Annotated in this window: 17 protein-coding genes; 13 read left to right on the forward strand and 4 right to left on the reverse strand. The window is 45.8% G+C overall.

The genetic code is table 11. The annotated features are described in order from the left end of the window. The 3 genes from NL930_RS04835 to NL930_RS04845 are packed head-to-tail and all read left to right on the forward strand — an operon-like array spanning window position 1 to window position 2,370. Complete coding sequence (locus NL930_RS04835; RefSeq protein ID WP_254376420.1) at window positions 1-300, forward strand: hypothetical protein; 300 nt, start codon at window positions 1-3, stop codon at window positions 298-300. After that, window positions 293-1,882: a PepSY domain-containing protein gene (locus NL930_RS04840; RefSeq protein ID WP_254375857.1), complete on the forward strand. Its 1,590-nt coding sequence runs from the start codon at window positions 293-295 to the stop codon at window positions 1,880-1,882. Before NL930_RS04835 ends, NL930_RS04840 begins: the two co-directional genes overlap by 8 nt. Beyond that, a complete protein-coding gene (locus NL930_RS04845) occupies window positions 1,879-2,370 on the forward strand; it encodes a hypothetical protein (protein WP_254375858.1) in 492 nt (163 codons plus the stop codon). Before NL930_RS04840 ends, NL930_RS04845 begins: the two co-directional genes overlap by 4 nt. A 63-nt stretch (window positions 2,371-2,433) precedes the next feature. Here the strand turns inward: NL930_RS04845 and NL930_RS04850 are convergent, their stop codons facing one another. After that, on the reverse strand, window positions 2,434-3,102 hold the full coding sequence (locus NL930_RS04850) for a response regulator transcription factor (protein ID WP_041963297.1): 669 nt from the start codon (window positions 3,100-3,102) through the stop codon (window positions 2,434-2,436). Then, window positions 3,099-4,985, reverse strand: a complete 1,887-nt coding sequence (locus tag NL930_RS04855; protein ID WP_254375859.1) for an FIST N-terminal domain-containing protein — start codon at window positions 4,983-4,985, stop codon at window positions 3,099-3,101. The genes NL930_RS04850 and NL930_RS04855 overlap by 4 nt, the downstream gene beginning before the upstream one ends. Window positions 4,986-5,453: 468 nt before the next feature. Here NL930_RS04855 and NL930_RS04860 point away from each other — a divergent pair, with 468 nt between their 5' ends. The 10 genes from NL930_RS04860 to NL930_RS04905 all read left to right on the forward strand — a co-directional run bounded on the left by NL930_RS04860 (window position 5,454) and on the right by NL930_RS04905 (window position 17,363). Next, window positions 5,454-8,177 carry a molybdopterin-dependent aldehyde oxidoreductase gene (locus tag NL930_RS04860; RefSeq protein ID WP_254375860.1) on the forward strand — a complete coding sequence of 908 codons (2,724 nt, stop codon included), beginning with the start codon at window positions 5,454-5,456 and terminating at the stop codon, window positions 8,175-8,177. A gap of 81 nt (window positions 8,178-8,258) precedes the next feature. Continuing rightward, window positions 8,259-10,625 (forward strand): pyridine nucleotide-disulfide oxidoreductase/dicluster-binding protein, encoded by a 2,367-nt coding sequence (locus NL930_RS04865; protein WP_254375861.1) that lies wholly within the window; start codon window positions 8,259-8,261, stop codon window positions 10,623-10,625. 2 nt (window positions 10,626-10,627) lie between these two features. Continuing rightward, window positions 10,628-10,834 carry a DVU_1557 family redox protein gene (locus NL930_RS04870; RefSeq protein ID WP_039672874.1) on the forward strand — a complete coding sequence of 69 codons (207 nt, stop codon included), beginning with the start codon at window positions 10,628-10,630 and terminating at the stop codon, window positions 10,832-10,834. Further along, window positions 10,835-11,554: a DVU_1556 family methyltransferase gene (trsM, locus tag NL930_RS04875; protein WP_254375862.1), complete on the forward strand. Its 720-nt coding sequence runs from the start codon at window positions 10,835-10,837 to the stop codon at window positions 11,552-11,554. 4 nt (window positions 11,555-11,558) lie between these two features. Further along, the gene (locus tag NL930_RS04880) at window positions 11,559-12,014 is read left to right on the forward strand and encodes a DVU_1555 family C-GCAxxG-C-C protein (protein WP_254375863.1); all 456 of its coding nucleotides are present in this window, start codon (window positions 11,559-11,561) and stop codon (window positions 12,012-12,014) included. Beyond that, window positions 12,011-13,354 (forward strand): radical SAM (seleno)protein TrsS, encoded by a 1,344-nt coding sequence (trsS, locus tag NL930_RS04885; RefSeq protein ID WP_254375864.1) that lies wholly within the window; start codon window positions 12,011-12,013, stop codon window positions 13,352-13,354. The genes NL930_RS04880 and trsS overlap by 4 nt, the downstream gene beginning before the upstream one ends. Further along, window positions 13,351-14,652, forward strand: coding sequence for a DVU_1553 family AMP-dependent CoA ligase (locus NL930_RS04890; RefSeq protein WP_254375865.1), 1,302 nt, complete (start codon window positions 13,351-13,353; stop codon window positions 14,650-14,652). Before trsS ends, NL930_RS04890 begins: the two co-directional genes overlap by 4 nt. After that, on the forward strand, window positions 14,649-15,683 hold the full coding sequence (locus NL930_RS04895; RefSeq protein ID WP_254375866.1) for an XdhC family aldehyde oxidoreductase maturation factor: 1,035 nt from the start codon (window positions 14,649-14,651) through the stop codon (window positions 15,681-15,683). The genes NL930_RS04890 and NL930_RS04895 overlap by 4 nt, the downstream gene beginning before the upstream one ends. A 2-nt stretch (window positions 15,684-15,685) precedes the next feature. Further along, complete coding sequence (locus NL930_RS04900) at window positions 15,686-16,792, forward strand: DVU_1551 family NTP transferase (RefSeq protein WP_254375867.1); 1,107 nt, start codon at window positions 15,686-15,688, stop codon at window positions 16,790-16,792. Beyond that, window positions 16,785-17,363, forward strand: coding sequence for a histidine phosphatase family protein (locus NL930_RS04905; RefSeq protein ID WP_254375868.1), 579 nt, complete (start codon window positions 16,785-16,787; stop codon window positions 17,361-17,363). The genes NL930_RS04900 and NL930_RS04905 overlap by 8 nt, the downstream gene beginning before the upstream one ends. 13 nt (window positions 17,364-17,376) lie before the next feature. Here the strand turns inward: NL930_RS04905 and NL930_RS04910 are convergent, their stop codons facing one another. Continuing rightward, window positions 17,377-18,453 carry a CNNM domain-containing protein gene (locus NL930_RS04910; RefSeq protein ID WP_039672860.1) on the reverse strand — a complete coding sequence of 359 codons (1,077 nt, stop codon included), beginning with the start codon at window positions 18,451-18,453 and terminating at the stop codon, window positions 17,377-17,379. 112 nt (window positions 18,454-18,565) lie between these two features. Continuing rightward, window positions 18,566-18,931: a methionine-R-sulfoxide reductase gene (locus NL930_RS04915; protein ID WP_373028029.1), complete on the reverse strand. Its 366-nt coding sequence runs from the start codon at window positions 18,929-18,931 to the stop codon at window positions 18,566-18,568. Between the last annotated feature and the right edge of the window lie 18 nt (window positions 18,932-18,949).

Raw genomic sequence — 18,949 nt, forward strand, 5'->3', positions numbered from 1 at the left:
ATGAATCTTTATCGCTATTTAGCCACGCCTGAGCCCAACGGTAAAAAAATAGGGCTCTTTCGCATCATCACCGCCATCTTCGGCGGTTTGGTGCTTTCGTACCTTAGTCTGTGCGTTTTAGTTGCGCTCAACACGCCTTTCAAAAACGATTTTGCCGTGATCGCGCTTTTGTACAACACCTTGGCATGGGCGGCAGTCGCTTTGTGGATCGCCTTAGCGCCTACCAAACTTAGCGCACTGCTTCGCTTTGTGCTTCCAACGCTGATCGTTGTGGGCATTTTAGGATGGCTGTATGAATGAGATCAACGCATCCAAATTATGGAAACAACGCCTTTTAAGGCTTCATGCCGCTCTTGGTATGGTTGTTTCGCTGGTCATGTACATCAGCGTTTTCTTTGGCATTTTTGCCATTTTTTTGCCGTATCTTCAGGTGTGGGAAAAGCCATCGCGTCATATTGAGAGGACAGATGTCACGCAGATTGAGTATGAAACGATGCTCAATCAGGTTTTAGAAGACCCTAATTTTCCCAAAAATAACCTGCTTATCACACTTCCCGGCACAAAAGGGGAAACGGCGTTGAGCATTTCGCATCGTTTTAGTGCTCCACGTTTTTTCAATCCCATCAGTGGTGAAATAATCCAAGATGAAGGCGCACAGTCGCAACTAGCGAGCTTTTTAAATAAGCTTCATTACGGCAAAGTGCTGGATTTTGACAAAGAGCTTTTTGGAGTCGCCTTTAGCTTTTTTGGGCGTTTGCTCTTTGGGTTTATGGCTGTGGGTGTGATGAGCATCGTCATTTCAGGCGTTATTTTGATCATCATCTTCTCCTACAAGAACAAACCCAAAACGCCGCAAGCGCTTTTTTCACGTTTACATGTAAAGATTTTTACGTGGGTTTTTCCTATCTTTTTACTGATTACGCTCAGCGGTGCTTTTATGAATCTTTCGCTTCTAAGCTCCGTCCCGATGGCAAAACTGGCAAGTGGTGGCAAAGAGAGTCGCATCGATGCGATCATCGGTCCCGTGCTGTTTCCTAAAGAAGAGGCGACTATCGCTTCAAGTGAAACGGCACCCATGCTACCGATTAAGACATTAATCGCCAAAGCGCAAACCTTCAATCCTCAGATCAACTTTCAGCAATTAAAGCTGGTCAACTGGAACGCTACAAATGCCCAGATCGAGCTCAAAGGGTACGATGTTACCAAGCCTTTTTTAAATGGCGGTGCCTTTAATAAGCCGAGTTTAACCCTCAGCGCAGTCGATGGCTCACTTATCTCAGAGCAAAAAGCACTGGATCGTTCGTGGAGCGTTTTCTTTGCGGAAGCGACCTTTTTTCTTCACTTCTTAGCAGGCGTGGATATTATCAGCCGAACAGTGGTGGCATTGGTCATGGTCGCCTCTGCCTTAGCGATTGGCTTTGGCGTGATGTTGTGGCTTGAAAAACAGGCGAAAAAGTTTGATGAACGCATTCCTTTTTACCACTGGATGGGAAAACTCTCTTTAAGCATCATGGTCGGCGTCATTCCTGCAACGGGCGTGCTTTTTGTATTGCAATGGCTTTTGCCGTTTGATCTTCCCGATCGGCTTTTATGGCAAAAAGGGCTCTTTTACAATGCGTGGCTTGCAACGCTGTTTTGGGCGTTTTACCGTTTCAACACCTACCAAGCCGCCAAAGAGTTTTTAGCCTTAGGCGGTGCCTTGTTTATAGGCTCGGTTTTTCTGCACTGGTTTATGCTAGGATTTTTCTCTTTTAGCGCTATTTTAGGGGTTGATCTTTGGCTTTTAGGATTAGGAAGCGTGCTGCTTTGGAGTGCACGAAAACTACCACGTAAGCCTGAAGAGGCACACGCATTTTGGATTGGAAAAAAGGAGAGAGCATGAAAAAATTTATGGTGTGGGTGATGGTAGTGATGGTGCCAACGCTGATGTGTGCGCATACACTGTTGTTACATGTCAGCGACAATGACGATGACACGATCAGCATCAAAGGTGAATTTAGCACAGGTGAGGGCGCTTCGGGTGCGTTAGTCAAACTGCAAGCCTTAGGAAGCCAAGAGATTTTATTCCAACAAAGACTGCCCGATAGCAGTGAACTTGTTTTGAACATCCCTAAAGTGCCGTACGAGGTGATTTTAGATGGCGGACCTGGGCATCAGATAAGCCGTAAAGGCATTGCCCCTAAAGTTGGATTTGAAAAAAAAGCCACCAAAAATGAACCGGCTTCTCCCACAAAAGCGATGAGTCAAAGCGTACCGCTCGCCCTTAGCATTTGCCTCGGCTTGGCATTTGTGCTTTTGGGCGCGACGCTGTTTATCAGCATTTACAACACCAACAGGTTGCTTAAAAAGCTCAATGCTGCAAAATCGTAATGTGTTGCGGTGCCGATAGGTTTGGCACCGTATCTTTAAATGTAAAAATCTCTTTGCGCACGTTTACATCGAAGGCACTTTGACCATATAGCCGATGCCTCGAATATTGACGATAAAATCTTCTTTTAAGTTGTTTTTGAGGCGGTTGATTTCCGCCCTGATCGTTGCGTCGTCGACAATCGTGTCGGAATCTTCCCACACGTTTTCTCTGAACATATCGTAGCTACAGACAAATCCTCGATTGTGGGTTAAAAATTTGATGATTTGCAGTTGTCGCTTGGAGAGCACTTGGGGTTCTTCGTGAAAGTAGAGCGTCATCGCGTCGCAGTCGAAACTGTAAGAGGCGGAGAGCCTTTTATGATGCATCTCTTTTTTGGCGGTTTTGGAGATGCGATCGATTCGAAGATTGAGCTCTTTGAGATGGAACGGTTTTTTGAGGTAATCGAAACAGCCCAACTCAAACGCTTTGGAAATATCTTCGATATCGATGAGCGTCGAGATAAAAATGACGGGTGTGACGTTTTTTTGCGCATGCAATATCTCTAAAATCGTTAATCCGTCAATATTGGGTACGTTAATATCGAAAATGAGCAAGTCGAACTTCTCTTTCTCCAAAATACCCAAACAAACGTTGCCGTCTCGAACGGCCTTGATCGCGTGTCCGGACGTCGTGAGGTATTGCGTGATCGATTCGTTCAGGATAATATCGTCTTCTAACAGTAAAATTTTCATGCGTTCTCGATTTTAAATTGGTATGAAAAAGAGGTCACGTTCTCGTCTGAGAGCAACGTGATTTTCACATTTTCTTCCTTACAGATTCTTTTAACGAGATTGAGTCCGAGCCCAAAGCCGTCTTGCGCCTGCTCTTCGCGGTAGTACTCTTCAAAGACTTTTTCGGGTTTTTGGATTTTGCGCGAATGCGATGCGATGCTGAAAAGATAACCGTCTTCTTTGGCATGAACCCCGACCGTGATTTTTTCATTTTCAAACGTATATTTGATGGCATTGGTTAAATTATTGTCGATAATACGTTGTAATTTCGTATCGTTAAATAAGATGAGTGCTTGTGCGCAATCGGTTTCAAAACAAAAAACGGATTTGGCTTTATCGGCGACTTGGGCGAAAAAATCGATGCGGCAACGAACGTAATCGACTAAATCGATTGGACGTTTGGCGTAGTGAATTTGGTCTTGTTTGATGAGGTAACTGAGATCATCGTACATTGAAAAGATGCTTTTGACCGCAACTTCGATATTTTCCAAATAAACGCTTTTGCCAAACTCCATTTCGTGTAGCTCGATACTGCTCATGATGATGCTTAGGGGCGTATTCATCTCGTGAACGGTATAACGCAAAAATTGTCGGTGCGACGCGAGAAGGTTTTTGGAGTAATTCATCTGTTTTTCAAGCCGCTTGGATTGTTTGTCGTAATCGCGCGCGCTTTGTTCGATCAAATGGGTCAGCGACTCAATCGTCTTGGAATAAGGAGCACTTTTTTTGGTCTCTTCTTGATCCGGGATAGGGATAAAAGCGGGCTCTAAAGATTCGCTCAGAGCCACGACGGTGAGCGTTTGATTGAGCAGTTTGTTGTGACCGTTGTGGTGAAAAAATTCTGAATAGGTAAAAAACCCCGATGTGGGAGCCGTTTTGGAAAACGATCCGATACCCATTTTAATTAAAAAAGGCATAAATCGTCTGCGGGCCATACACGAAAAGACGTAAAAGGTCTCGACGTTAATCGTATGAAGATTCGTCAAAACTTCTATGGGGTCTTTCATCAGCGATTCTGCATCTCCAAAGCCGATTCGTACTTGATCGCCTTCTTCCAAATTACCGCTAAAGCTGAGGCTTCCGTCTTCGTGTTTCGCGATCACGGCGCGTGCCATAATAATGCCGTTTTTTTCCATAATAAGGGGAAATTCGATGCGTGAAAACTTTCCGCCGAGGTATTTGTCATAAAAAAAAGCGGCTTTCATATCGTCTATCTTATAGACACGGTTGTTGTGGACTTTCGTAATGGTATGTTTAAGTCCGACGGGTTTCCAGTCGAATTTATAGTCGGTTGCGACATGTAAGCGATCGGAATTCAACGAAACGCCGACGACGCCTTTGCTTAAAACGGTCGTTTGCGAGGCAATAAACGTTTGTTCAAATTTGCCGTTATCGCCTGCCATACCGCCGCAAATCGGTATCGTCGCATCGTATGCTTCGACGCCTTTTAGAAACTCTTCGGCGTTCATATGCGTGCCGTCGGAGAAAAGAATCAACAATTTCGTGTTCGGCGTAATTAAGTCGGAGGCCAACTTATAACCGCATTGAAACGAGTCTTCATCGAGCGAATATGCCGTTTTCAGCAACGTCTGCTCAAAAACGCTGATCGAAATAACGCTTTGTTGCGTCGTAATACGCTCTCCGTAAATTTCGCCATCAGTCGTCGTTCCGATACAGATCGCTTGCGGCAAAGCGGAGGCAAAGAGATCGACCATCTTTTGCAGGACTTCTTGCCCTTGCCCGCAAAAGAGTTGTACGAGAATATTCTGTTCCTGACGTAAAGGCGTAAAATCGATGATATGATCGAGCGAGCCCGATTCATAGCAAAAATTGTATGTTTTCAAACCGTGTCTCCTTATCGTTACCTAATTACCTTAAAATGACCCGATGGTTTTGGAAGATAAACACGTTCATTATAAAGTGAAAAAGATAAGGTTTTGCTTGTCACAATATCACACATCGGTCATTTTTTTATCCGAATGAGGGTGAAATAGCTCTTTTTGCTATATTCATGCTACAGTCATAGTATATGATCTTTAGTAACAAAACTTAATAAACAAGATTAAGAAAAAACATAGCTTACGGGAGGTTAAGAAGTCATCTACATCACATGTACATTGTAAAATGTATATGCATATGGCGGGTTTAACGTGGGTGAGTTTTTTAATTATCTATCCTATTTAATATGCAAAAAGAGCATATTAACGTATCGATCGGATTTTTAGAAAACTTATGGATACAAATATGTGATTTTTGCATATTTCTTGACATGTAAGAAAAATGCAAAGACTCTATTGACAAGGGGAAACAACATGTTAAAGAAAACATTGATTATTAACGGGGTGAAAACGACGTTGGTCGCGGATATGGAAGAAAAACTATCCGATGTCTTACGAAAACAACTGAAACTTACCGGTACAAAAGTAGGTTGTAACAGCGGCGAATGCGGTACGTGTAGCGTTATTCATAACGGTAAGGTCGTCAGATCGTGTCTTTTAAAAATGAAAAAATTGGAAGAGTACGATGAAGTCATTACGATCGAAGGTGTAGGTACGAAAGATAAACTTCACCCGCTTCAAGTTTCGTGGATGGTTCACGGCGCGGCACAATGCGGTTATTGTACTCCCGGATTTATCGTTTCGGCCAAAGCACTTCTTGATCAAAACGTCAATCCTACCCGCGAAGAAGTTCGTGATTGGTTCCAAAAAAATAAAAACCTTTGCCGTTGTACGGGATACATTCCTTTGGTCGATGCGGTTATGGATGCGGCGAAATTAATGCGCGGCGAAATTCAAGTCAAAGATATCTGGAAACAACTTCCAGACGGTGCTTCTTTGGTCGGTTCTGAATTTATCCGTCCTTCCGCACTTGCCAAAGTTATGGGTACGTGGGATTTTGGTGCGGATTTAGGACTTAAACTTCCTGAAAATACCTTACATGCTAAAATCGTTCAAGCCGAAGTTTCTCACGCCAATATCCTCTCCATCGATACCGAAGAAGCGAAAAAAGTTCCGGGCGTCGTTGCCGTTTTGACCTATAAAGACGTCAAAGGAACAAACCGCATTAACGGTTTGGCGTTCCCTACCAATAAAGGCGACGGTATGGACAGACCGATCTTGAACGATACCAAAATCTTCCAATACGGCGATGCGATTGCAATCGTTCTCGCAGAAAACGAGAAAGCAGCACATGCGGGCGTCGATAAAGTCAAAGTTGAATTAGAGGTTTTACCGGCGTATATGAATGCCCCTGACGCGATGGCGGACGATGCGATCGAAATTCACCCCGGCACTCCAAACGTCTATTTTACCAATCATATCAGCAAAGGCTCCGAGACTGCTCCGATCATGGAAAAAGCTCCGTATGTCGTTGAAGACAGCTTCTATACGCAACGCCAACCGCACTTGCCGCTTGAGCCCGATGTCGGTTTTGCGTACGTAGACGATGAGGGTAAACTTATCATCCATTCAAAAAGTATTGCGCTTCACTTCCACGCTTTGATGATTGCAGAGGGTGTAGGTATGAAAGCCGAAAACGTTTATATCGTTCAAAATAACACGGGTGCGACGTTCGGTTATAAATTTAGTCCGACGATGGAAGGTTTGCTCGGCGTTGCGACGATGGCAACGGGAAGACCGGTTTATCTAGAATTCAATATGAAACAACAAATCACTTATACGGGTAAACGTTCACCTTTCTGGACGACGATGAAAATGGCGGCCGATAAAGAGGGTAAAATCTTGGCATTAGAGTCTGATTGGAGCGTCGATCACGGTCCATACTCAGAATTCGGCGATTTGTTAACGCAACGCGGTTTCCAATTCGGCGGTGCTGGGTATATGATCCCGAACATTCGCGGTAACGGACGTACCGTTTGTACCAACCACGGTTGGGGCTCAGCCTTTAGAGGATACGGTTCACCTGAAATCATGTTCCCTTCAGAAGTATTGATCGACGAATTAGCAGAAAAAGTCGGTATGGATCCGTTTGAATTTAGATACAAAAATATCTACAGACCGGGCGATACGACACCGACGGGATGCCAACCGGACGTTTATTGTTTAGAAGAGCTTTTCGAAAAATCAAGACCGGTTTACGAATTGGCAAAAAAAACCGCTAAAGAGAAAAACGCGAATGCCGCTCCTCATAAAAAATACGGTGTGGGCGTTTCCGTGAACATCTACGGATGCGGTTTGGACGGTCCGGACTCTTCTGAAGCATGGGCTGAAATTACGAAAACGGGCGTAGCGGTAGGTAACTCATGGGAAGATCACGGTCAAGGTGCGGATATCGGAACGTTGACGTATGCGCATGAAACGCTCAAACCGTTGCACCTTAGACCGGAACAAATCGATCTTGTGCTTAACGATATGACGAAAACACCCAACAGCGGACCGGCCGGCGGTAGCCGTTCTAACCTTGTGACGGGTAATGCCACGGTTGTTGCCTGCCGCAACTTACTTGAAGCGTTGAAAAAACCGGACGGTACGTATCGAACGTATGATGAAATGGTCGCCGAAGGAAGAGAACTTAAATACATGGGTAAATGGACGGCTCCATGTACCGATACGCCTCCGACCGACGGTCAAGGCAATCCGTTCGCGGGTTACATGTACGGCGTGTGCGTTGCCGAAGTCGAAGTCGACACGTCAACGGGTAAAACGAACGTTGAAAAAATGATGTTAGCGGCGGATGTGGGGACGATCATCAATAAACTCGTCGTCGACGGACAAATGTACGGCGGATTGGTACAAGGTATCGGTTTGGCGTTAACGGAAGATTTCGACGATTTGAAAAAACATACGACTTTGACCGGATGCGGTATTCCTAAAATCAAAGACGTTCCGGACAATATTGAGTTAATGTACACCGAGTATCAACGACCGAACAACTTCTTAGGTGCTTCGGGTGCGGGTGAAATGCCTCTTGCGGCTCCTCACGCGGCGATTATCAACGCCATTTACAATGCGTGCGGCGCACGGGTAACACACTTACCGGCACGTCCTGAGAAAGTTCTAGCGGCTTTGAAAAAATAGTCTATCGCCGCTAAATTCCTCAACAAGGCACGGTGTGCCTTGTTGGGCTTTGTGTTTAACGCGATAAAGAGGAGATCAAGAATGGATTTAGATCAATTATTAGAAATTAGCAATCAATGTATTCATTCAGAGCCTCCCGTATGCGTTGCATCATGTCCGGTTCATATGGACGTGATCGCATTTGTATCTGAAGTTGAAAAAGGTAATTTTTCCGGTGCCTATAAAATGATGGAAAGTAAAATTCCTCTTAGTCGGCTTATCGGAAAGATTTGCGATCATCCCTGTGAAACAGCATGCGTTAGAAGTCATGCGGGCGGAAGTATCCGCATCGGCGAACTTGAAAAAAGCGTGGTTACTTTTGGCTATAGCGCACCTAAAAAACCGTTACTTTTGCCTAAGAACAAAGGCAATATCGCCGTTATCGGCGGCGGATTAAGCGGATGCGTCGCGGCAATCGAGTTGGATAAAAAGGGCTATAAAGTTGCTCTTTTTGAAAAGTCGAACCGTTTAGGCGGAAGGTTATGGGAGTATGTTTCCAAGGGTTTGGAAGCGCATGAAATTGAAGAAGAGCTCGGCATGATCGAGCAAAAAGGCATTGCGGTGCATTATGGCGTCGAAGTGCTTGAAGAAGATTTACCTCGTTATTTGGAAACGTACGATGCGATCTATTTAGGCACACACACGTGGAGCAACTCTTATAGCGTCGATCCGCACTCGTTTCAATCGGAAATTTCAGCTCTCTTTATCGGCGGAGGTATTCAAAATCCAAACGCTTTAATGATCGAGTCTGCAAGTTCCGGGAAGCGCGCCGCCGTATCGATCGATCGTTATATAACCCAAGCTTCGATGCTGGCTTCACGGGAGCGCGAAGGCGTTTTCGAAACGAAATTGCACTATGCGACGGATCAGGTCGCGCCGCTTGCAAGCGTGCCTTTAAGCGCGTCGATCTATTCTCAAGACGAAGCGACGGCAGAGGCGAGTCGTTGCCTTAAATGCCAATGCGACGCTTGTATTAAAGCGTGCGTTCATATGCAACGATTTTCCATCACTCCCGATAGTTATATCCGCAGTATTTGCCATAACGAACGCATCGTTTTAGGCACGCGTCGAGCAAATTTGATGATCAATTCTTGTACCGAGTGCGGCTTGTGTAAAGCCGTGTGTCCCGTGGGCATCGGTATGGCGGATATTATCCATGCGACGCGTGAAAGTATGGTCAAACGTAACAAAATGCCGCTTTCGGCGCATGATTTTGCACTCAAAGACATGGCATTTAGCCAAAGCGACTATTTTTCGTTGGTTCGTAAACAGCCGAGCAAAGAGGCGTCAAAAGACCTTTTTTACTATCCGATGATTGCATTTTCGGCGTATGCGAGAGGTTTGTACAAAGGTTCGGGCAAAACGGGTTATCTTTTTTATCCCGGATGTCAACTCAGTTCGACGCACACCGATTATATCGGCTCGATTTACAAACATCTCGTCGGAGTGATTAAAGAAAAAGATGCCATAAGCGACGTCGGGCTCTTTTTAGGATGTTGCGGCGCACCTGCCGATTGGGCGGGAAGAGGGGATTTGATACACGACAACGTCGAAAAGATACGCCAAACATGGGAAGCAGAAGGTCGTCCGACGTTTATTTTGGCGTGTTCGAGTTGTGCTTCCACGTTTGCCAAGTATTTGCCGATGATTCAAACCGTTTCGTTATGGGAAATTTTCGATACGTACGGTTTGCCCGAAGTGGATATTAAAAAAGGCAAGCGTGAGCTTTGCATTCACGATGCGTGCGCAACAAGAGATAATCCCAAAATTCACGAAAGTATCCGCAATATCGTCAAGACTTTAGGGTACAGCGTTCAAGAACTAAAATATTCCAAAGAGAAGACGAAGTGTTGCGGTTACGGCGGTTTGGTTGCTTGCGCCAATCCCGAACAAGCCGAGGAGTTTGCGGCGGATCGAATCTGTGAGAGTGATCCGGACGTGTTGGTTTATTGCGCGATGTGTAAAGATATGTTGGTCAAGGGCAACAAGAGGGCCTATCATATTTTGGACATTATCTACGCCAACGAAATCAACCAAGAGACGCCTCAAAAAATGCCTACGCTTTCGGATCGTCAAAACAACCGCAAACGTTTGAAACGACAACTCTTAAAAGAGATATGGAATGAAGAAGAGGAGGGTGCGATGGATCCGACGTATGATTTTGCACTGCATATTTCAGATGAGATCACGGCATTGATGGAGAAACGATTTATCTTGCTCGGTGACGTGGAAAAAGTAGTGGCAAACTCTCTTGTGCATCAAGAGCGTTTTTTCAATCCGAAGAGTTCGGATTATCTTGCGCGTCTTAGGATTCAAAACGTCACGTATTGGGTTCGTTATGAAGAATCGGGACGCGATATTACGGTTAAAGACGCGTACATGCACCGCATGGAAGTCGTGGAAGGCTGAACATGAACGAGCACATCGATACAACAACCGAGTGGGTATGCGACAAATGCCGCCAAGCGTTGGTGTCGCAAAAAGTCAAAGTACGTTATCTTGACGGTAATTTTGAAGTCGATCTTCTCAAATGCCCTACATGTCAAATGGTTTTTATTAGCGACGAGTTGGCAATGGGGAAAATGCTTGAAGTCGAAAAAGGTTTGGAGGATAAGTAGGTGAACGTCTACGAAAGCCCTTACATGCAAGAAGCCACGGGCGATACGTTACGTCCCGGAGGCTTCACGCTTACCGAAGAAGCGGTTCGCTTTTGCGCTTTGAACAAACGCGATCGTATTTTGGACGTAGGATGCGGTATGGGCGCGACCGTTTCGTATTTGTATCATGCTTACGGTATCAAGGCGGTCGGCATCGATCCTTCCGAAAAACTGCTCGAAAAAGCTCGCCGAAATAATCCTTTTGCTTCGTTTGTTCAAGGGTTCGGGCATGATCTACCCTTTGACGACGAAACGTTCACGTGCGTTTTTGCGGAGTGTACCTTGTCGTTAATGCATGATTTGCAAGGCAGCTTAGACGAAATCTATCGCGTTTTGGCGCACGGAGGATGGTTCGTGCTAAACGACGTGTATGCAAAAAATCCCGAAGCCCTCAAGGCGATGGATAACTTTTCCGTTACCTCGTGTATGCGGGGAATGCACGATTTAGCATCGTTGCAACAGGCGTTGCAGCGTGCCGGTTTTGACGTGATGTTGGTTGAGGATTGCAGTGGGTTGTTGAAAGAGTTGATGGTAAAAATCATCTTTTCGCATGGCTCGATGAGTACGTTTTGGAGCAAAACGATGGAAGACAAGACGGCGCAAACGTCTTGTTCGTTTGACCAACGTATTACGCAATGTAAACCGGGCTATTTTAGAATGATCGTGAAAAAAGGAGACTAAAGCAATGGATGATTTATCGCTACGATTATTTCGCCTTTCCTCGGCAGGGTTTTGCTGTGCGCAAATCATGTATAAGCTTGCGCTTGAAGACGAGGGTGTCGAAAACGACGACTTGATACGCGCCGCACAAGGGTTGTGCCGAGGGATTGCCGATACGCAACAAACGTGCGGCGTTTTAAGCGGAGGTATCGGCGTTTTGGGCTTGTACGGCGCTAAGGGTAAAGAAGAAGAGAGCGCCCAAGAGAATTTCAAAGCAATGTTAGACGAATTTCATGCGTGGTTTATGACGGAATTTGGCTCAAGCCAATGTGCGACGTTGATCGGAGAGAGGGATTTTCACGGTCTCGATCAAAGCTACAAGCCGATTTGTGCGGGAATGATCCAAAAAGCGTACGTCAAAGTATACGAAATTTTACAAGAGCACGGTTACGAATACGGCAACAGGGAGTCGATGCCATGACGTTACCCCCTTTGGTGCGTACGCAAAGTTTATGTCCTATCTGCTTACGCTCGGTGGAGGCTTTTATCGTTCAAGAAGACGATAAGGCGTTCATGCTCAAAACTTGTTTGGAGCACGGAGCGTTTGAGACGATCGTGTGGCGCGGTAAAATGCCGATGCACGAGTGGGTACGTACCAAAGAGAGAGCTTTTATCAACCATCCGATAACTCCGATCGAAAAAGGATGCCCGTTTGATTGCGGGCTGTGCAGTGCACACCGACAACATACATGTACGGCACTGATCGAAGTGACGAAACGCTGCAATTTAAAGTGCCGTTTTTGCTTTGCCGATGCCTTGGACGCGTCTAACGAAGATCCGAGCTTAGAGCAGTTGCGCTTTCAGTTTGAGAGTATTTTCAAGGTTTCCGGTGCTTGCAATATCCAACTCTCGGGAGGCGAGCCGAGCGTACGGAACGATTTGGACGCGATTGTTCGCATGGGGCGGGAAGCGGGTTTTTCCTTTATTCAACTCAATACCAACGGTATCCGCTTGGCGCAAGACGAGGCTTATGTCAAAGCCCTTAAAGAGGCAGAGTTAAGCTCCGTCTTTTTACAATTTGACGGCGTCGACGATGCGATTTACCGACATTTGCGAGGACGTGCACTTTTTGAGTTGAAATGCCAAGCCATCGAAAATTGTCAAAAATACGGTATCGGCGTCGTGTTGGTTCCGACGATCGTACCGAAAATCAATGATCACCATATTGGTGAAATTGTTCGTTTTGCGATAGGTCGTTCTCCGGTCGTCAGAGGCGTGCATTTTCAGCCCGTGAGTTATTTCGGACGGATTCCCAATCCTCCCAAAGACGAAGATCGTATCACTCTACCCGAAGTGATGGATGCCCTTTGCGAACAAACCGACGGTATGATCTCTTTGGCGAGCCTACAGCCTCCCGGATGCGAAAATGCGCTTTGTTCGTTTAACGGCAATTTTCTGATCGAAGAGGGAGTGTTAAAACCCGTAACGAAACGTGCGGTATGTTGTTCGCAAGAGAGCGAAAAAGCCGAAGTCGGAGCTTCGAAAGCCAAAGCGTTCGTGGCGCGAAATTGGTCGTATCAAAAACAGACGCCAAGCGAAACGCTCTTCGATTGGGACAAAATTCTCAGTACCATTCAAAACAACTCTTTTAGCCTTTCGGGTATGGCGTTTCAAGACGTGTGGAACGTCAATTTGGAGCGTATTCGGGATTGTTGCATTCACGTCTCCACCGCGGAGGGAAAGTTGATTCCTTTTTGCATGTACAATCTGACCAATACCCGAGGCGAATCTTTATATCGCGACGTAAAGAGGCTTTCATGAACGTTACGCCGCTTCAATCTTGGATCCAAGAACGCACGCATCTTGCACGGCCGAGTCAAGAAGCTCTTCGTGCGTACCAGCTCGAAAAAGTGCAAACAACGCTTCGTTACGCCCAAAGTAAGAGCCGTTTTTATCGCGAACGTTTGGGCGAAATCGATTTGGATGCGATTGACTCTTTCAAAACGTTCGAAACGATTGCTTTTACGACGCCTGAGGATATTAGGCACAACGCATACGATTTTTTGTGCGTTCCTACGCATGAGATCGAACGCATCGTGACCTTAAATACGTCGGGTACGACCGGCGATGAAAAGCGTCTTTTTTTTACGCACGAAGATTTGGAAACGACGATCGATTTTTTTCATTACGGCATGCGTTGTTTGGTCGACGAGCGTGATAAAGTGATGGTTTTGCTTCCGGGACCTTCGTTTGCAAGTATCGGCGATTTGTTGAAAAAAGCACTTCAACGAAGCGGTATCGAGTGCATCGTTCACGGCGTTTTAGACGATGTCGAAGCCGCTGCGGCATGCATTTTTCAAAACGGTATTACCGCAATCGTGGGGATTCCGATGCAAGTATCGTATCTTGCGCGCATGAAAAAAGAACTGTTTGACACGCACATCAAAAAAGTGCTTTTAAGTACGGATTATGTTGCCGACGCGCTTGTAAAAAGCCTCTCTCGTAACGGTACATGTCAGGTTTTTAACCATTACGGTATGACGGAGATGGGTTATGGCGGAGGCGTCGAGTGCGCTTGTTTGAGCGGTTATCATTTAAGGGAAAACGATCTTTATTTTGAAATCGTTGATCCGATTACGGGCAAAGTCGTTGAAGACGGCACGTACGGGGAAGTCGTTTTTACAACCTTAAACCGCCAAGCAATGCCGCTTATTCGCTATAAAACGGGCGATAGGGCGCGTTTTTTGGTTGAGCCTTGTGCGTGCGGTACGTTTTTGCGTCGAATGGAAAAAGTGCGCGGACGTATCGAAAATACCTTAAGCGTTGAAGGGCACGAGATAACGCTCAGAGATTTGGACGAAATCTTTTTGGCATACGAATCGCTCATGGATTATCGCGTCGAGTGTTATGATCCTAACCGCTTACATGTTCGTTTGGTTCTGGATAAAAACACGGATGCAAAGGCCTTTCAAAATGCCCTCAAACAAGAGTTACATGTACGTTTTCAATCGAAGTTCGATTTTGAGATCGAAATCGAAGAAGACGATAGATCTTCTAAAATAACCCGAAGTATGATTAAACGAAAAATACACGATTGCAGACAAGGAGCGAAGCGATGAAAACGATCGTCGAACATATAATAGAGAGCTTAAACGAACAACACGAAATCGTTACGGCAACCATTTTACACAAAAGCGGATCGGCCCCTAGAGAAGCGGGCACGAAGATGGTCATTCGCAAAGATTCCTCGATTGAAGGGACGATAGGCGGAGGAACACTCGAAGCGATGGCGATACGATTGGCTCCGGAAATTTTTAAAAGCAAGCGCAGTGCGATCGAAGACATCGAATTGACCGATGAAGACGCAAAAGCCGCCGGCATGGTGTGCGGAGGAGAGGTGAGCGTACTTTTGGAACATATCGACGCTTTGGATATTCCGCAGTTCAATATTTACCATAAAGCCCAAGAGCTTAAGGCTTCGGGCATTGATTTTATTATGATCACGAATATTACGCAAAGCAGTAAACGCATCGGCGGAAAGCACAAATGGATATGCACGCAAAACGAGCTTTTCGGTGCGGACGATAGCGAAGTTCAAAGCATCGCAAAAGAACTCCGCGAACACTTTTACCGGATTAAATTTCACCTTTACGTCGGTAAAAGCCGTTATATGATCGAACCTTTTTACGCGATGGATCGGCTCTACATTATCGGTGCGGGGCATGTTTCCCAACAAATCGCGTTGCTTTCCAAAAGTTTGGGTTTTTACACCGTCGTGCTGGACGATCGGGAAGCATTTGCCAATAAAGAGCGTTTTGCGAATGTCGACGAAATTCACGTCGTCTCCTCTAGCTATGAAGATTTAGCGCAAACGGTGGGTATCCCGCCGAACAGTTACATCGTTATCGTAACGCGCGGCGTCGATAAAGTCGTGTTGGAGCAAGCGTTACGCATGAATGCGAAGTACATCGGTATGATCGGTAGCAAGACCAAACGTAATTACGTGTACGATTTGCTCTTGCACGAAGGCTTTTCGCAACAAGAACTCGATGCGGTACATTGTCCGATCGGCGTGAGCATCAATGCGCAAACGCCCGAAGAGATCGCCATCAGTATCGTTGCCGAATTAACACTAGTCAAAAGGGCGTAACCATGGCAAAAGATACCGTTGCCGCTTTAATTATCGCGGCAGGATATTCTTCGAGAATGCACGATTTCAAACCCTTACTCTCTTTTGAAAACACCAATGCGATCAAACGTCTCGTTCAAACCTATGAAACGTTTGGAATCGAGCATATTTACGTGGTGGTGGGATATTTAAAAGAAGAAATTATCGCAACGCTTCGGGGCTATAACGTTCATATCGTCTACAACGAGGCATTCGATCAAGGGATGTTTAGCTCGATTCAAAAGGGTATAAAGGCGATGGACGAAACCGTAGAAGCGTTTTACATGAATCCCGTGGATATTCCGCTCATTAAAACGCAAACGCTGGAACGCTTATACGAGGCGTACGTTCGTGAAAAAAAAGGGGTTGTCTATCCGGTCTTTTTAGGGCGTAAAGGTCATCCGCCTTTGATCGATCGAAAGTATCACAATGCGATTCTTTCAAGCAAAGGCGAGGGCGGTTTGAAAAACGTTTTGGAAACGTTGGAGCACGATGCTTTACATGTCGACGTATGCGACCAATCGATTTTGATGGATATGGACGAAAAAGAGGATTATTTTGCTCTTTTACGTTACGATGCGATAAAAGTTCCTACCAAAGAGGAGTGCTTGGCGATCATGCGTTTAAACGATGTTCCCGAACCCGTGATTCAACATTGCGAAGCGGTCGGTAAAACGGTGTTGGCGCTTTTGAACGAAATTTCGTTATGCCATCTCGTGTTTGATAAAAACGCGCTTTTAGCGGCGGCGTATTTGCACGACATCGCACGGCAAGAAAAGGATCATGCAATGCGCGGTGCGGAAAAACTGCGTGCGATGGGCTATGAAACGATCGGCGATATGATCGCGACGCATATGGACATTACGGTGGATCGCACAGCACCGTTAAGCGCAAACGAGTTATTGTTTTTAGCCGATAAACTGGTGTGCGAAACAGAAGTGTGCGGGTATGAAAAGCGTTTTGAAAAGGCACTGAAAAAATGCGAAGGAAATCTCGAAGCACAACGCCATATTGCCCAACGTTTGGAAGCCGTTAAAATGATTATCGCCAAGATCGAGCAATGTACATGTAAGGTTTTTGCCTATGGTTGACACGGTATATCTCTTGCGTCACGGGCATATCGATAACGGGGACGAAAAGCGGTATTTGGGGCGAACCGACCTTGGACTCGATGCTTTAGGTATCGAGCAGGCATACGCTTTACGTGAGGCGTTTCAATCGATTCGTATCGACGCCGTCTATACCAGTCCTCTCAAACGTTGCGTCAAAACGGCGCATATTATTTCACAAGAGTATCGTATCGTCGAAGCGTTGCGCGAGATCGATATGGGGGAATGGGAAAACAAAACGATGGCGGAGATTCGATCACACGATCCGGAATCGTATGCGAAAAGAGGGGAGGATTTGGAATATTTTACGCCGCCTTGCGGTGAAAATTTTCATGCCGTAGCCCTGAGGGCAAAAGAAGCTTTTGACGCAATTACCTGCGAAGCGATTCATTCGAGCGTGATTATCGTTGCGCATGCGGGGGTCAATCGCGTGCTGCTTTCAACGCTCTTAAACCTTCCGATTCAAGAGATGATGCGCATCGATCAACCCTATGCCTGCGTCAATCGTTTAACGAGGCATCAGGGAACGTGGCGGTACGCAAGAGGTTTTTAAAAAACCTCTCGGTTTAGCCGACTTTGGCTTTTTCGAGCTTTTTACGCTCGACTTTCATACGGTCTTGAAATTTCTTACTTCGATCTTTGGCAAAAAGCTGCATATCTTCAACCTCGTCCATTTCGTCCACGATTTCAACGCCTAAAAGTGTTTCGATCGCATCTTCAAGCGTGACGACGCCCGCGGTTTGTCCGTAGCTATCAAATACCACGAAAAGGTGGGTTTTACGTTTGACGAATTGGTCGATCAGGTTGGGAACGGGTAAGTTCTCGGAAACCATATGCACTTCATACGAGATTTGCTCCAAGGTCGTCGAATCGTGGTCTTCCACGCTCTCTTCTAAAATGCGTTGATTAAAGACGATACCCACGACATCGTCAAGCGTTTCGCCGAAGATGGGAATACGCGAGTGAATGTACATGCGATCGTCTTCGATCGCATCTTCGATGGTGGTGGTCGCAGGCAGTGCAAACACGACGCTTCTTGGCGTCATAATGTCTTTGGCTTTAATGTTTTTCAGTTTTAAAAGATTTTCGATCAAATCGCTCTCTTTACTTAAGATCGATCCCTCTTTTTCGCCCATGGCGACAACCGCCATAATCTCGTCGCGCGAATAATTGCTTTGATGTTTTTTATTGCGGGAAATATAGTTCGTCAAAAGCGAAGAAACCCATGTAAAAGGCGTCGTAATCGTGATCAAAAACGAGATCATATACGCAGAAGGAATGAGTAATTTTTTCCAGTATAAAGCACCGAAGGTTTTAGGGATAATTTCGGAAACGTATAAAATCAGTAACGTTACGACAAAAGCAACCGCCGTTTGCCACTCCTCTCCGAATAAAATTTGTGCTTGCGCTCCTACGCCCGCCGCACCCATCGTATGGGCAAAGGTATTGAACGTTAAAATCGAAGAGATAGGCTTATCGATGTTGTTTTTAAGCTCTTTGAGCAAAACAATAGCATTTTCGTTGGTCTCTTTAGGAAGCGTCTCGATATAAGAGTTGGTGCTTGAGAGCAGTACCGCTTCAAGGACGGAGCAAAGAAAGGAGATGAAAAGAGCAAGGGAGAGATACACAATCAGTAGCGTCATAGGATTGCTCCTAGAACAAAAAACGTTAAGCTACACGAGTCCGGGTCGCTTGGGGTCATACGAAATTCCTTTATGAAATAATTGATGGAAGTATTATAGCATAAACTGGATGCTACTTCTTTCGGGCTTGGAAGACAAGCGCGATCGAATTGACGCAATGGCGCGTGTTTTTGGGCGTAAACCCTTCGTCCTCGAAAACATGTCCCAAGTGCGCCTTGCAGGCGTTGCAGAGGATTTCCGTGCGCCTACCGTCACGGTCTTTTTCGCGTTGGATCGCTTGAGGGATTTCATCGTCGAAACTCGGCCAACCGCAACCGGAATGAAACTTGTCTTGTGAGCGAAAAAGCGGCGTAAGGCAACGTTTGCACAGGTAAACGCCTTCGTCGTAAAAGTCGTTGTATGCTCCCGAATAGGGCATTTCCGTGCCTTTATGAACGATGACGCGTTCTTCTTCGGGTGTGAGAGGCATAAGGTTCATCGTCACTCCTTTCTATGA

Source organism: Sulfurospirillum sp. hDNRA2, from assembly GCF_024206095.2.
In the GTDB taxonomy this organism is placed as follows: Bacteria; Campylobacterota; Campylobacteria; order Campylobacterales; family Sulfurospirillaceae; genus Sulfurospirillum.

What these genes read in the sequence shown, in the direction of transcription:
- NL930_RS04835 (WP_254376420.1), top strand. Translation starts at nt 1, where the DNA reads ATGAATCTTTATCGCTATTTAGCCACGCCTGAGCCCAACGGTAAAAAA.
- NL930_RS04840 (WP_254375857.1), top strand. Translation starts at nt 293, where the DNA reads ATGAATGAGATCAACGCATCCAAATTATGGAAACAACGCCTTTTAAGG.
- NL930_RS04845 (WP_254375858.1), top strand. Translation starts at nt 1,879, where the DNA reads ATGAAAAAATTTATGGTGTGGGTGATGGTAGTGATGGTGCCAACGCTG.
- NL930_RS04850 (WP_041963297.1), bottom strand. Translation starts at nt 3,102, where the DNA reads ATGAAAATTTTACTGTTAGAAGACGATATTATCCTGAACGAATCGATC.
- NL930_RS04860 (WP_254375860.1), top strand. Translation starts at nt 5,454, where the DNA reads ATGTTAAAGAAAACATTGATTATTAACGGGGTGAAAACGACGTTGGTC.
- NL930_RS04865 (WP_254375861.1), top strand. Translation starts at nt 8,259, where the DNA reads ATGGATTTAGATCAATTATTAGAAATTAGCAATCAATGTATTCATTCA.
- NL930_RS04870 (WP_039672874.1), top strand. Translation starts at nt 10,628, where the DNA reads ATGAACGAGCACATCGATACAACAACCGAGTGGGTATGCGACAAATGC.
- NL930_RS04880 (WP_254375863.1), top strand. Translation starts at nt 11,559, where the DNA reads ATGGATGATTTATCGCTACGATTATTTCGCCTTTCCTCGGCAGGGTTT.
- trsS (WP_254375864.1), top strand. Translation starts at nt 12,011, where the DNA reads ATGACGTTACCCCCTTTGGTGCGTACGCAAAGTTTATGTCCTATCTGC.
- NL930_RS04890 (WP_254375865.1), top strand. Translation starts at nt 13,351, where the DNA reads ATGAACGTTACGCCGCTTCAATCTTGGATCCAAGAACGCACGCATCTT.
- NL930_RS04895 (WP_254375866.1), top strand. Translation starts at nt 14,649, where the DNA reads ATGAAAACGATCGTCGAACATATAATAGAGAGCTTAAACGAACAACAC.
- NL930_RS04900 (WP_254375867.1), top strand. Translation starts at nt 15,686, where the DNA reads ATGGCAAAAGATACCGTTGCCGCTTTAATTATCGCGGCAGGATATTCT.
- NL930_RS04905 (WP_254375868.1), top strand. Translation starts at nt 16,785, where the DNA reads ATGGTTGACACGGTATATCTCTTGCGTCACGGGCATATCGATAACGGG.
- NL930_RS04910 (WP_039672860.1), bottom strand. Translation starts at nt 18,453, where the DNA reads ATGACGCTACTGATTGTGTATCTCTCCCTTGCTCTTTTCATCTCCTTT.
- NL930_RS04915 (WP_373028029.1), bottom strand. Translation starts at nt 18,931, where the DNA reads ATGAACCTTATGCCTCTCACACCCGAAGAAGAACGCGTCATCGTTCAT.